The organism is Cupriavidus sp. KK10 (assembly GCF_018223725.1).
Taxonomy (GTDB): Bacteria; Pseudomonadota; Gammaproteobacteria; order Burkholderiales; family Burkholderiaceae; genus Cupriavidus; species Cupriavidus necator.
Map to the genome: position 1 here is coordinate 2,659,838 of NZ_CP073677.1, position 13,332 is coordinate 2,673,169.

Annotated in this window: 14 protein-coding genes; 5 read left to right on the forward strand and 9 right to left on the reverse strand. The window is 66.2% G+C overall.

Translation table 11 applies throughout. The features are described from left to right. Positions 1-95 precede the first annotated feature (95 nt). Positions 96-449: a DUF6516 family protein gene (locus KB879_RS12665; protein ID WP_153953509.1), complete on the forward strand. Its 354-nt coding sequence runs from the start codon at positions 96-98 to the stop codon at positions 447-449. Then, complete coding sequence (locus KB879_RS12670; RefSeq protein ID WP_112776617.1) at positions 450-815, forward strand: helix-turn-helix domain-containing protein; 366 nt, start codon at positions 450-452, stop codon at positions 813-815. 42 nt (positions 816-857) lie between these two features. Here KB879_RS12670 and KB879_RS12675 read toward each other — a convergent pair whose 3' ends face one another. Next, positions 858-1,571 carry a hypothetical protein gene (locus tag KB879_RS12675; protein WP_211981581.1) on the reverse strand — a complete coding sequence of 238 codons (714 nt, stop codon included), beginning with the start codon at positions 1,569-1,571 and terminating at the stop codon, positions 858-860. A gap of 442 nt (positions 1,572-2,013) precedes the next feature. Between KB879_RS12675 and KB879_RS12680 the strand changes: the two genes are divergently transcribed. The 3 genes from KB879_RS12680 to KB879_RS12690 all read left to right on the forward strand — a co-directional run bounded on the left by KB879_RS12680 (position 2,014) and on the right by KB879_RS12690 (position 5,558). Next, the gene (locus KB879_RS12680; RefSeq protein ID WP_013953160.1) at positions 2,014-3,339 is read left to right on the forward strand and encodes an MFS transporter; all 1,326 of its coding nucleotides are present in this window, start codon (positions 2,014-2,016) and stop codon (positions 3,337-3,339) included. Position 3,340: 1 nt separating this feature from the next. After that, entirely contained in the window at positions 3,341-4,579 is a 1,239-nt protein-coding gene (locus KB879_RS12685) for an amidohydrolase family protein (protein ID WP_211981583.1), read from the forward strand. Between the two features lie 73 nt (positions 4,580-4,652). Continuing rightward, on the forward strand, positions 4,653-5,558 hold the full coding sequence (locus KB879_RS12690; RefSeq protein ID WP_211981585.1) for a LysR substrate-binding domain-containing protein: 906 nt from the start codon (positions 4,653-4,655) through the stop codon (positions 5,556-5,558). 4 nt (positions 5,559-5,562) lie between these two features. Here KB879_RS12690 and KB879_RS12695 read toward each other — a convergent pair whose 3' ends face one another. The 8 genes from KB879_RS12695 to KB879_RS12725 form a co-directional block, all read right to left on the reverse strand. Further along, a complete protein-coding gene (locus tag KB879_RS12695; RefSeq protein WP_153953505.1) occupies positions 5,563-6,534 on the reverse strand; it encodes a tripartite tricarboxylate transporter substrate binding protein in 972 nt (323 codons plus the stop codon). Between the two features lie 204 nt (positions 6,535-6,738). Then, entirely contained in the window at positions 6,739-8,160 is a 1,422-nt protein-coding gene (locus KB879_RS12700) for an aromatic acid/H+ symport family MFS transporter (protein WP_249221293.1), read from the reverse strand. A gap of 91 nt (positions 8,161-8,251) precedes the next feature. Beyond that, entirely contained in the window at positions 8,252-9,409 is a 1,158-nt protein-coding gene (locus KB879_RS12705; protein ID WP_211981587.1) for an FAD-dependent monooxygenase, read from the reverse strand. A gap of 10 nt (positions 9,410-9,419) precedes the next feature. After that, entirely contained in the window at positions 9,420-10,178 is a 759-nt protein-coding gene (locus tag KB879_RS12710) for an aspartate/glutamate racemase family protein (RefSeq protein WP_153953503.1), read from the reverse strand. Continuing rightward, positions 10,175-10,669 (reverse strand): thioesterase family protein, encoded by a 495-nt coding sequence (locus KB879_RS12715; RefSeq protein WP_211981589.1) that lies wholly within the window; start codon positions 10,667-10,669, stop codon positions 10,175-10,177. The genes KB879_RS12710 and KB879_RS12715 overlap by 4 nt, the downstream gene beginning before the upstream one ends. Further along, entirely contained in the window at positions 10,666-12,378 is a 1,713-nt protein-coding gene (locus KB879_RS12720) for an AMP-binding protein (RefSeq protein WP_153953501.1), read from the reverse strand. Before KB879_RS12720 ends, KB879_RS12715 begins: the two co-directional genes overlap by 4 nt. 15 nt (positions 12,379-12,393) lie before the next feature. Continuing rightward, the gene (locus KB879_RS39355) at positions 12,394-12,666 is read right to left on the reverse strand and encodes a hypothetical protein (protein WP_194946780.1); all 273 of its coding nucleotides are present in this window, start codon (positions 12,664-12,666) and stop codon (positions 12,394-12,396) included. Further along, a complete protein-coding gene (locus tag KB879_RS12725; protein ID WP_194946779.1) occupies positions 12,663-13,319 on the reverse strand; it encodes a VOC family protein in 657 nt (218 codons plus the stop codon). Before KB879_RS12725 ends, KB879_RS39355 begins: the two co-directional genes overlap by 4 nt. Positions 13,320-13,332 lie beyond the last annotated feature (13 nt).

Here is a 13,332-nt window from a genome sequence, read left to right on the forward strand (position 1 = left end):
GGCCACAGGCAAACGTTGTTCGAGCGTCCTATGGGCGTACGAAACTATGCAAGCGGTCGGGCTCGCCATACTTATCACACTATGATAGCATACCTATGCGCGACCGTAGCCTCGACACACTATTGGACCTGGATGGGCTCCGCTTCGTCATAGATGACGAAAGCTTGCATTGGGTGAAAATCGTGGTGCGCACCTGCCCTATCTCGCAGGAACGCCCTCACGGACTGAGGTATTCGCTGACACTGCATGACAGGATTGGCTGCCGTTTGCTTGGTTTTGACAATGCGCACGGCATCAATGAGGGATCCGGGCCAGGAGTGCGGACGCGCATTGAGTACGGCCACCAGCACATGGCGGCGGGCGTTCGATTCTACGACTACCAGGATGCTTCCACGTTGCTGGAAGATTTCTGGACAGAGGTCGACAAGATCCTGCAGCAAAAGGAGTGAATGATGAGCGGCAACCTCAAGATTGGCATCGCCTCACTGGAAGACTTCAAGGCCCGCACCATGGCGATCGCCCGCGGCAAACTCAAGCCCGGAAAGGATGAGCCCAAGGTCTGGTTTCAATCGCTGGACGTGCTGGCAAAGGTCCTGTCCCCCGCCAATCGCCAATTGCTTGCGCTGATCGCGGAAACGAATCCTGAATCGCTCGAAGAGCTATCGCAGAAGACCGGACGCGCCGTGTCGAACCTGTCGCGGACCCTCCGCACGATGGAGGGCTACGGCTTGATTCACTTTGAACAAGGGCCACGCCGCAGGCTTGCTCCGCGCGTTGACTACAGCGGCGTGGAGCTTGAGCTTGCTTTTCACTAGCGTCCGCTGACATGGTTGGCAGCATGGCCGGCGCGCTTGCCACTACGGCAGGAACGCCGGCGACAGCAGCCGCAGCCCGATCGTAAAGAAGCGCGCGCCGGTACCGCCGCCGAACACGTTGCCGTAGGTGGTATCGACCTGCACGCGGTCCTGCACCACCCAGAAACGGAATCCCGCCTGGAATAACGGCTTGCCGCGGTTCTCGCCGAAGGTTTCGGCAACCAGGAACACGCGCGGGTGCAGTGCCGTCTCCGTGCCGACACCCCATGTCATGCGCGTCTGGTTGTTCTCGGTGTCGCGGTTGGCGCCGACGTTCAGGTGCGCGACGAAGCGGTCGTCGGCAAACGAGACCGACACCGGCACATTGAGATACAGGTTGCCGAACAGCTTGCGTTGCTCGGCATTGGGATGATGAATAAGGCCAACGGACAGCGCAATGCCATAACCGTTGGTCTCCAGCGGCTTCAGCAGCGTCTTGGCCTGGAACTGCACATTGGTGGCATCCAGCCCGCCATCGATCCGCTGCAGCGATCCGCCCAGCGTCAGTTCCAGGTTGCCGGAGGGATTGCACCCCGGCAGCGCCCAGAGTTCATTGCCGCCGGACTGGAACTGCATCCACGATTCCAGCTGGCAGGACTTGGGATCGACAATGCGGGCATCGTCGGTGATCAGCGGCCGGGCCGCGAGCGCTGGCCGGCAGGCCGCGGCCACGATGGCCACTGTGGCCAGACGCACGAAGAACTGGTGCCACACCATGGCAACCCTCCTGACAAATACCGCCACATGGCCGCGAACGTTACGCGCAGGCCATGACAAGACATTGAAGGACAGGAAGGGAGGAACGGCACCGGCGGGCGCAGGCTTGCACCTGGCCAACGGGGGACACTGCGGGGCGCGATGGCGGCACCGCAGCGAAAGACGACTGCAGTGGCTCAGCGCACCCCGGCGGCCCGGGAAACTTCCCTTCCGCGAGAATGACTGGGACAACTGTCCACGGATAACTCCGCTGATAAGAACGGGGCGCAGTGTAATGGCAGGCCAGCGGCGCGGTCAACCCGAGCCATGCGCCACGCGCATGCATTCATGCGGAGATATCGCTACCGTCTGCGCCCCGCCTTCTCCTAACATCGGCTGCACCATCTGCCAGGCCGGCTGACACCGGCCCTCGCCCCCGGCAGCTGCCACAGAGGAGGAAGCCATGCAAAACAGTGCTGCGCCCACGAGCGCACCCTACACACCAGCAGCGCCAGCGGCGCCCGCCATCCAGCCCAGCCAGCGCCGCCGCGCCATCATCGCCACGGTGATCGGCAATGGCCTGGAATGGTTCGATTTCACCGTCTACAGCTTCTTCGCGGTCATCATCGCGAAGCTGTTCTTTCCCACCGGCGACGACCTCAGTTCGCTGCTGCTGGCCGTGGCCACCTTCGGCGTGGGCTTCTTCATGCGCCCGGTGGGCGGCATCGTGCTGGGCATCTACGCCGACCGCGTGGGCCGCAAGGCAGCACTGTCGCTGACCATCCTGCTGATGGCGCTGGGCACCACGCTGATCGGCATTGCGCCGACCTATGACCAGGTCGGCATCTTGGCCCCGCTGCTGATCGTGATCGCGCGCCTGATGCAGGGCTTCTCCGCCGGCGGCGAGATGGGCGGCGCCACCGCCTTCCTGACCGAGTACGCCCCGGCGCGCCAGCGTGCCTACTACTCCAGCTGGATCCAGGCCAGCATCGGCGTGGCCGTGCTGCTGGGCGCGGCGGTGGGCACCTTCGTCACCAGTTCGCTGAGCACCGAGGCGCTCAACAGCTGGGGCTGGCGCCTGCCGTTCCTGCTGGGCATCGTGATCGGCCCGGTGGGCTACTACATCCGCCACCACCTCGATGAAACCCCGACCTTCCGCGACAACGCCGAGCGCGCCGATTCACCGCTGAAGGAAATCGTGCAGGCCTACCCGCGCGAGACCCTGGCCAGCTTCTCGATGGTGATCCTGTGGACGGTGTGCACCTATGTGCTGCTGTTCTACATGCCGACCTACGCGGTCAAGGTGCTGAAGGTGCCGCAGGCCGACGGCTTTATCGCCGGCATGGCTGGCGGCAGCGCCATCATGGTGTTCGCGCCGCTGGTTGGCCTGCTGGCAGACCGTATCGGCCGGCGCGTGCTGCTGAGCGGCTCGGCGCTGCTGATCCTGGTGCTGGCGTGGCCGATGTTCACCTTCATCAACCATGTACCCGGACTGTCGTCGCTGCTGGTGTTCCAGCTGGTGTTCGGCGTGCTGATCGCCACCTACACCGGCCCGATCCTGGCGGCCTTCTCCGAGCTGTTCCCGGCGCGCGTGCTGTCGACCGGCCTGTCGGTCGCCTACAACTTCGCGGTGACGATCTTCGGCGGCTTTGCCTCGTTCATCATCACCTGGCTGATCGCCACCACCGGCAGCAGCATGGCCCCGGCCATCTACGTGATGATCGCCGCCGCCATCAGCCTGGTCGGCACCCGTTTCGTGCGCGAACCTTCCTACCTGCAACAACGCTGATATGTCCCAGAGTCCCCAGATCCTTTTCCACGGCGGCGATGTGCTCGAACCCGGCACGGGCGAGCTGCTGCGCGGCCACGACGTGCTGGTTGAAGGCGAGCGCATTGCCGCGGTCGGCCCGGCCATCGATGCCCCCAGCGCACAGCGCATCGACGCGCGCGGCAAGACCGTGATGCCCGGCCTGATCGACTGCCACGTGCACGTGCTGGCCTCGCTGGCCAACCTCGGCCTGAACGCGGTGCAGCCCAACGTGCTGGTGGCTATCCGCGCGCTGCCGATCATGCAGCGCATGCTGGAGCGCGGCTTCACCACCGTGCGCGATGCCGGCGGCGCCGACTGGGGCCTGTCGCAGGCGGTTGCCACCGGGCTGGTGCCGGGGCCGCGCATCTTTGCGTCGGGCAAGGCGCTGTCGCAGACCGGCGGCCATGGTGATTTCCGTCCGCGCTCAGATGTGCTCGAGCCCTGTTCGTGCGCCTTCCGCGCCGGTGCCATCGCGCGCGTGGTGGATGGCGTCGATGCCGTGCGCCTGGCCGTGCGCGAAGAAATCCAGAAAGGGGCCAGCCAGATCAAGATCATGGCCTCGGGCGGCGTGGCCTCGCCCACCGACCCGATCGGCAACACCCAGTACAGCGAAGACGAGATCCGCGCGATCGTGGCCGAAGCCGAAGCCGCACAGACCTATGTGATGGCCCACGCCTACACCGGCCGCGCCATCACGCGCGCGGTGCGCTGCGGCGTGCGCACCATCGAGCACGGCAACCTGGTCGACCGCGCTGCCGCCGACGAGATGCGCAAGCACGGCGCCTTCGCGGTGCCGACGCTGGTCACCTACGACGCGCTTGCGCGCGACGGCGCCCGCCTGGGCCTGCCGGCCGATTCGGTAGCCAAGATCGAGACCGTGCGCCAGGCCGGCCGCGACTCGCTGCGCATCTATGCCGATGCCGGCGTGCCGATGGGCTATGGCTCGGACTTGCTGGGCGAGATGCACGACCACCAGGCCGAAGAGTTCCGCATCCGCGCCGAGCTGCTCGGCAATCTGGAAGCGATCCGCTCGGCCACCTCGATCGCCGCCGCCATCCTGCAGCGCGAAGGCGAGCTTGGCACCGTGCGCGCCGCCGCGCTGGCCGACCTGCTGCTGGTCGACGGCAACCCGCTGGCCGATATCGGCCTGATCGCCGGCCAGGGCGAGCGCCTGAGCGTGGTGATGCAGGCCGGCCGCATCCACCGCCGCGAAGGCTGACCCGGGCGGCGCGCCCCTCCCGCTGGCCTGCAACGGCGGTCTATCATGGGGGCCTCTCTGACCGGAAGCCCCCATGCGCATTTCCCCGCTCCCGCCCCTGCCCAACCTGGTCGCGTTTGAAGCCGCGATGCGCCACGGCAGCTTCACCCGCGCCGCGGCCGAACTGCACCTGACCCAAAGTGCGATCAGCCGCCAGGTGGCCCAGCTGGAACGCTTTCTCGGGCGCAAGCTCTTTATCCGCGAACCGCGCGCGCTGCGCCTGACCGTCAGCGGCCAGCGCTATGCCGAGGTGGTGCAGCGCCTGCTGGTGGGCTGCGCCGAAGCAACCGAAGACGTGATGAAGGTGCGCAGCCATACCGCCTTGACAGTGGCGTGCTCCAGCGGCGTTGCGGTGCTGTGGCTGACGCCGCGGCTGGCCTCGTTCCGCGAGGCGCACCCCGAGATCCAGCTGCGCCTGACCGTCAACGACAGCCTGGCGTCACTGTCGCCGGCGGAGTTCGATATCGGCATGTACTACCTGCGCGAGGGTCCTCCGCCCGGACTGGCGGCGCGACGGCTGTATGGCGAGGAAGTGTTCCCGGTGTGTGCGCCGGGCTACCTGAACGGCCGCACGCTGGCCCCGGCCGCGCTGGCCAATGAAACCCTGCTGATGCTCGACGACGGCCAGCGCCAGTGGATGTCCTGGCAGACCTGGCTGGCCAGCCAGGGCCTGCCCGATGCCACGCTGCGCAACGTGCTGACCTCCAACCAGTACCCGATCCTGCTGCAGCTGGCCATGGAAGGCCAGGGCATCGTGCTGGGTTGGCGCCATATGATCGACGCCTGCCTGCGCGAAGGCCTGCTGGTGCGCGCCAGCGACGCCAGCGCCAGCCTGGGCGGCGGCTACTACGCGGTGTGGCCGCGCGACCGGATGGAACCGGCCGCGGCACGCGCGTTCCGCAGCTGGCTGGTGCGGCAGGCGACGCCTGCACCAGCCTGAGCCCTCACGATCCCGCCTTGTAGTTCGTATCCTTGACGATCTTGACCCACCGCGCCGCATCCTCGGCAATGGTCGCGGCGAACTGCTCCGGCGTGCCACCCACCACCTCATAGTCGATCGCTGCCAGGCGCTGCTTGATCTCGGGCTGCGCCAGGATGCGGTTCACTTCCTGGTTCAGCCGCGTGACAATCTCCTTGGGCGTGCCGGCCGGCGCCAACAGGCCCGCCCAGGAATTGAAGGCCATGCCGTCATAGCCGGCCTCATGCATGGTCGGCACATCCGGCAGCGCGGGCGAGCGCTTGGACGCGAACACCGCCAGCGGGCGCAGCTTGCCGGCCTTGATCATCGCCATGCCGTTGAACGGGTCGATGGTCATGTCGACCTCCCCCGCCACCACCGCCTGCATCTGCGGCCCGGTGCCGCGGTAAGACACGCTGACAACGTCCGGCGTGCCCGCCGCGGACTTGAAGGTGGCGCCGATCAGCTCGATCATGCTGCTGCCGGCCGACAGGCTCAGCGGCTTGGTCTTCGACTTGGCCAGCGCCACAAACTCCTGCACGGTCTTGGCCGGCACCGACGGGTGGACCACCATCACGAAGCCGATATTGCTGATCTGCGAGATCGGCGCAAAGCTCTTCAGCGGCTCATAGCCCGCCTTGTACAGCACCGGGCTGAGGGTCTGCGCGCCAGCGCTGTTCAGCAGCAGCGTGTAGCCGTCCGGCGCCGCACGCGCCACGATGTCCGTGCCGATGATACCGTTGGCGCCGGGGCGGTTTTCCACCACCACCGACTGCTTGAGCGCTTCGCCCAGCTTCTGCGAAATCAGCCGCGCCACCACATCGGTGGCGCCGCCTGGCGCAAACGGCACCACCATACGGATCGGCTTGCTGGGATAGGTGTCACTCCAGGCCAGCGCGGGCATCGCGCCCAGCACGGCGGCGCACAGCATCAGGCGGCGGCGCGAGTTCGGTCTCATCGGGTTGTCTCCTGGACGGCGGTTGTCGGAAGCCGTTGCCGGCAAGGCCAGCCTAGGGCCGGGACCTGCCATTATTCATAGTTATGAATTGGATTTTACGCACATAAATTATCCCGTCAACCAAGGGTATGTGCGGACAGGCGCTGACCGGCGAGTGCTGCGTGGACGGACGCGCGCCCCGATGGCAAGCCCTTATGCCTCGCTCTATTTGCGAAACGGGGTAGCGGCTTCGATACGGGTGAGGTCTGCCCCGACTTCGGGCTCCGGGATACTGACCGCAACCTGGACGCGCCCGGTCCGGTAGATGCCGATCGCCGCGACCACTGCCGGAATCGCCAGCAGGAGGTAGAGCGCCGCATTGCTCCATCCCGCCGATAGCAGCAATGCGCCGCCGAGCGAGCCTGCGATGGCCCCTACCCGGCCAATACCGAGTGCCCAGGCCACGCCAGTCGCGCGGCTCGACGTCGGATAGAACGCCGACGCCAGCACATTGGCGCAGACCTGCGATCCGCTCACGCAGAAGCCGGTGACGAAGATCGCGGCCGCCACTGCCGTGGGCGCGCTCACCGAAGCCAGGCATGCCACGGCGATGGCACCCAGCGTGTAGGCGCCGGCCACCACGGCATAGGGATTGAACCTGTCGAGCAGCACGCCCAGTACGATGGCACCCAGCACGCCGCCGCCCTGCAGCAACCCCGCGAGCATCGATGCTTCTTTCAGCGAGAGGCCGCTGCGCTGGACCAGGATCGGCAGCCAGTTGATCATCAGGTACAGCAACAGCAGGCTGCAGAAGAATGCCAGCCACAGCCACAGCGTCCCCTGCCGGTAGCGCGGCGCGAAGAGCTGGCTGACCGGAGAGCTGGGGCCCTCAGGCTCGTCGGTGACGTAGCGCTGGCCGCCCGTGACCCGGCTTGCATCGATGCGTGCCAGGGTGGCGGCGATCCGTGCCTCCATGCCTTCACGCGTGGCCAGGTAGCGCACCGATTCCGGCAAGGCCAGCGCCAGTACCGGGGCCAGCGCCAGCGGTAGCACACCGCCCAGCGCCAGCACGCCGCGCCAGCCGGCCTGCTCGATCAGATACGCGGTCACCACGCCACCCAGCGCGGAGCCAAGGGAGAATCCGCAGAACATGATCGTCAGCAACATGCCACGGCGACGCGACGGGCTGAACTCGGCGGTCAACGTGATCGCATTGGGCATGGCGCCGCCCAGGCCCATCCCGGTCAGGAACCGCAGCGCGATCAGCCAGCCGATGCCTGGCGCCGCGGCAGATGCCGCACAGGCAGCACCGAACCACGCCACCGACATGACCAGCACGCGACGCCGGCCAATGCGATCAGCCAGCGGACCGCAGAGAAAAGCGCCGGTCATCAGCCCGAGCAGGCCGGCAGAGAAGAGCGGCCCCAGGGCCACCACCGACAGCGACCATTCGCTGCGGATATGGGGAGCAAGAAAGCCAATGATGGCGATGTCGAAGCCGTCCAGTGCCACGATCGCGAAGCACAACGCGATGGTGCGCAACTGCAGCGATGAGAGGCGTGCCGCGTCGATGAATTCGCGCACGTTGACGGTGGCGCGCACAGGCGCGCCGGCCGCCGTGCCTTGGGGGGCGGATGGGGCTGTCATGTTGTCTCCCGGGATGGTCGGCGCACTACCGCTATGCTGCGGCTTGTGCGGGTACAGCGGGGTTTTGCGAGAATTTCACGCAGGCGTGCGGCTATACCGCGGTCGGTGCATCAACGGGATGGTTGTAACCAGCCGCTTCCACGCGGGCGATAAACTCCGGGTCGCGCTGGCGCAGGTCTTCATGCGTGACCCTGCCGGTGCGCAGCATGTAGTTGTAGGCGAACGCCACCGGATCGAGGTGCATCTTGCTATCGACCGACTCGTACCAGTCGAGGCTGCGGCGGGCCGCGTCCTGGAATTTCGCCGATGCATCGCGCCGGCTGTCCTCGAACGCCCGGAACGCCGCCGGCACATCATCGCGATGCGAGCAGACGGCATCGCACAGCGCGATCGCATCCTGCATCGCCATGCGGGTGCCGGAGCCCAGCGAGAAATGCACACTGCGCAGCGCGTCGCCGAGCAAGACCACCTTGCCATGCGACCAGTGTTCATTGCGCACCACGCTCGCCTGGAACCAGTTGGAGCGATTTCCCAGCAACGCGTGACCGCCCAGGTCTTCCGCGAAGACCTGTTCGCAGAAGGCGCGACTCTCTTCTTCCGTGGCGGTGTCAAGTCCCGCGCGCTGCCAGGTCTCGGGGTCGACTTCCACCAGGAAGGTCGACAGTGTCTCGCTGTACTGGTAAGCGTGAGCCATGAACACCCCGTGGCCGGTCTCGCGGAAGATCAGCGAGACCGGGTGAAACAGTTGATGGGTGCCGTACCAGGCGAACTTGTTGCGGCGCACATCGAAGCTCGGCCGGAAATGCTCCGCCAGCCGGGTCCGGACCTCGCTGTTGATGCCGTCTGCGGCGAGGATGATGTCGGCGTCTGGCAGTTCCGCCGGGTCGCTCACGCGGCTGCCGTAGTGAATGTCGACGCCGGCGTCGGCGCACGCCTGCTGCAGCACGCGCAGGAGGTCGATGCGCGAGGTGCGCGAAAAGTGGTTGTTGTGCAGTGGCACCCGCACCCCTTTGTGGGTGACCTCCATAAAATCGCAACGCTGGTGATGCGCGGTGAATTTGCGGAAGAACGCCGGATCCGCGACCTCCAGGAACGACAGGGCGACGTCGGAAAACACCACGCCCCAGCCGTAGGTGGCGCCCGCCTCGTTGCGCTCGTGCACGACGATATGATCTTCAGGATACCGCTGCTTGAGCAACAGCGAGAAATACAGGCCGGCCGGCCCGCCTCCGATAACGGCGACATTCATGGTAATCCTCTCACTTGCTGGCCGGCGCAAGGAACGCGCCGGCGTTGGGGACAACGGGTGCCAGGTCAAGGTGCTCCAGCATCTGGCGAACCGTGCAAACTGCCGTGGACGTGACCGGCAGGCCGATCGCGTCCTGCGCCGCCTGGATCGCCGGCAGCGACGGCATCTGCACGCAGGCCGACAGCACCGCGACGTCGGCATTGGCGGTGTTCAGGCGCCTGACGTCCTGCAGCAACTGCATGGGATCGCGACGCCCGACCTCCAGGTTGTCGGGGATCTCGAATGACAGCGCGTCCAGGACTTCGATGCCTTCATGTTCGATGTACTGCACCACTGCTTCAGTCAGTGGCTTCATGTACGGCGCCATCAGGGCAATCCGGCGCGCGCCCATCGACTTCAGGCCCGCCACCAGCGCACCTGCGGATGTCATTACAGGCGCGCCACAGTGGTTCTCGCGTGCGACGCGCAACAGGTCCTGCTCCACCTGACGGTGGTAGCCGGGGCCCATTGCCATGATCGCAACCAGGCAGGCCGTGCTCATCACGTCGACGCGCGCGTCGGCCAGCTCGGCGGCACAGCGCAGTCCCTCGCGGTTCATGGCCTCCAGTTCTTCGCGCACCACGCGATGCATGCGCATGCGGCTCGAATGGAAGGTGAAACGCTCCGGCAGGATCTGCTCCCGCGCGTGCAGCATCGCCGGGATCTCAGTCTCCATCGTCGTGTTGGAGCTGGGCACGATCTGCCCGATACGGTAGGTACGACGGTTCATGCTGTCTGGCCTTGGTGGGTTGGGTTGGCAAGCTGGTGCGTCTCGCAAGCGCGCCGATACTGCTCCAGTGCATTGCGCAGCGAGGCGGGCACATTGATGGCATCACGGGTCCCGCGGCTCACGCAGATCGGGGTGAGACGGGCGACGAACGCGGTGTCGCGGCCTTCGCTCATTCGCGCCGTCAGCGCCAGGGTGTAGGTCCGCGTGCCGATGGCCTCGACCTGCACCTCGATATCGAACGATTCATCCGGCCAGAGCGAACGGCGGAAGTCGAACGCCAGTGCACGTGTTGGCGTGCCGAATCCAAGCTCGTCCTTGGTGTTTTGAGGGCGACCGTCGAACAGGCGCTCGTAGAACAGTTCCGCGGTGGAAATGACGTATTCCGAGAAGGACGGCGTGTAGACCACGCCGGCCGGATCGCATTCGCCCCACTTGACGCGCCGGCGTACGACGAACGGTGTGTCAGCCAGTACGGCTTCGGTACAGATCATGCTGGCACCCTCCCCGTTCCATCGGTTCCGGCTATGCCTGCCTCCACTTCCAGCCGGCGTGCCACCATGGCCCGCAGCGCAGCCTTGTCGACTTTCCCAACCCGTGTCACCGGAAACTCCCCGACCACTTCGATGCGCTCCGGGCATTTGAACTTCGCGAGTCCCTGGCCAACCAGGAACGCCGCAAGCTCCGCAACATCCGGCGCCGCGTGCCCGGCGCGCAGGATCAGGTAAATGCAACCCTTCTCGCCGTACAGCGGGTCCGGCATCGCCACCAGCTTGGCGTCCGCCACCGCCGGATGGCGACTGACATACGCTTCCACCTCCTCCGATCCGATCTTCTCGCCGCCGCGATTCACGTTGTCGCGCAGGCGGCCTTCAAAAGCGAAGCAGCGGTAGCCGTCGATCACATGCTCGGTCATGAGGTCGCCGGAGCGCACGAAGCCATCTTGCGTCAGCGTTTGCGCGGTAGCCTCGGGCGCCTTGTAGTAGCCGCGCAGGCTTGACGGGCCGCGGAAGCAGAGTTCGCCCGGCGTGCCCTGCGGCACCGGCTCGTCGGTGCCCGGCGCCAGCAGGCGGAGCTCGTCATCCGGGCAACCGGAGAAGCCCTGCGTGCCATGGCGGACCCCTGCGGGAAAGCGAGCGCCGGCACCCAGCAGCAGCCCTTCGGTGGTGCCGAACAGGTTGAAGCAAGGCACGCCGAGGTGCGCTTCCAGCGCGTCGGCGCGCGTCATCGTGCCGAACAGTTCGAGCGACGAAAGATCGTGCCGCGCGATATCCTGGTAGGCGATCATCTGCGGCGCAACTGGTCCGATCGACATGCCATGCGTGACGCGATGCAGCTCGATCAGTTCGAGCATGCGCGCGATGTCGACGCGCGGCATCAGTACCGATGTCATACCACCAGCCACAGTCGGTACCAGCACGTAGAGCTGGCCAGCGTTATGCAGCAACGGCAGTGACCAGATCAGGCGGCTGTGTTCGGTCTGGCCAAGCTGGCGCATGCAGGCGAGCGCATGGCCGATGTACTCGGCATGGAAGCGGGGAATGATCTTTGGCACGCCGGTGGTGCCCCCGGACAACTGGAAACTCAGCACATCCTGGCTGCCGATCGACACCCGGGCCAGCACGGCCACTGCCTGCTCATAGGATATGCCGTCGATCAGCGCGTCCAGGCCGTGCTCGCCGTGCGCGCCGAGTCCCGGAACGGGCTCGCCCCGGGCCACGATCAGGTGCCGCAGCGACGGATGACGCTGCGCCATGCCGCGCGCAAAGCCGGCAAGGTCGAAGGCACTGAAGTCGGCCTGCACGAAATAGGCGCGCGGCTCCGACAGCGCGGACAACTGGCCGATCTCCACTTCACGGTATTGCGGCACGGCACACACCGGCACCACGCCTGCCTTGTAGCAGCCCATCAACGCAATGGCCGTATCGATCGCGGTCCCCATCTGGAAGATCGCGCGATCCCCGGGACTGAGACCAAGCTGATGCAGCGCGGCGCCCAGGCGCTCGCTGCGCTGGTCGATTTCGGTGAAGGTGATCGCGCGCTCGTCGCTGATAAATGCCAGGCGGTCCGGATCACGCCGCGCGGTCTTGCGCAGCGCCCCGCCGAGGGTGTCGTCTACCCACGCCCCGGTCTCGAAGTACCTTGCCGCGGCCGCTCGCGGGCAATACGCCACGCCTTCGATCGGAAACTGAATACCGGTCATGATTGCCTCCCGCTCTCAGGCCGACTCATAATCGCGCGGCACGATGCGCACGGTATCGCGGCCGAACGACTCGATCCTGCCGTCGAGGCCGCCGGTGAACAGGCCATACCAGACTGCGGGCTTCAGCCCCAGTTCGCGACGCCCGAACTCGATCGGCTCGCTCGCGGCAATCACGGTATAGTCGCCGAGGTCGCTGACACGGCAAGCCGGCAAGCGGCGCGCTGCTTCCGTCAGCGAGGCGAACTCGGGCACGTTCAGCACGAAGATGCGCAGGGAAGACCGGCTCATGCGTGACACTCCTGCTCCAGGTCCAGGCGGCAGCCCAGGATCTCTGCCTTGCGCAGCCAGATCTCGTCGATCGAGGTCACGTGTGCGTGATCGGCGCGGGCCTCGTCCTCCAGCTCGATCGCGGCGGCCAGCGTAGCATCGGCGTCGCGCGCGTCCAGCGCAGCAAGCGGGCGAAGCTTGCGCGTGATCTCGATGAAGTAGCCATTGGGGTCGCGGAAGTAGATCGACTCGATCACCTCGTGCGCGGTCTCGGTGGACACCACGACGCCACGCGCTTCCAGTCGTTCCTTCCATGCCAGCAGCGCTTCCTGCGACTCGACCAGCCACGCCGTGTGGGTGGCGTCGAAGACGTGGTCGTCCGGGAACGGGGGACGGGCGTCGCGGCCAGCAATGCCATCCGGCTCAACACTGCCAAGGTAGTAGAAGAAGGCGATGGTGCTGCCCTTGCCGCTGTCGAAGAAGAAGTGCAGGAAATCGGGATGCGTCGCGGGGCCCCAGCCGCGTGCCGAGATCGTGTGAATGAGCGGCAGGCCCAGGATGTCGCGATAGAACGTGACGGTTTCCTTCAGGCGCCAGGTCGGCCTGGCGGTATGGTCGACGCCGTGCAGGCACAGCGGCGCGCCGGCATCTGGTGAAGCGGTACTTGCAAACATCGTTGCGTCTCCG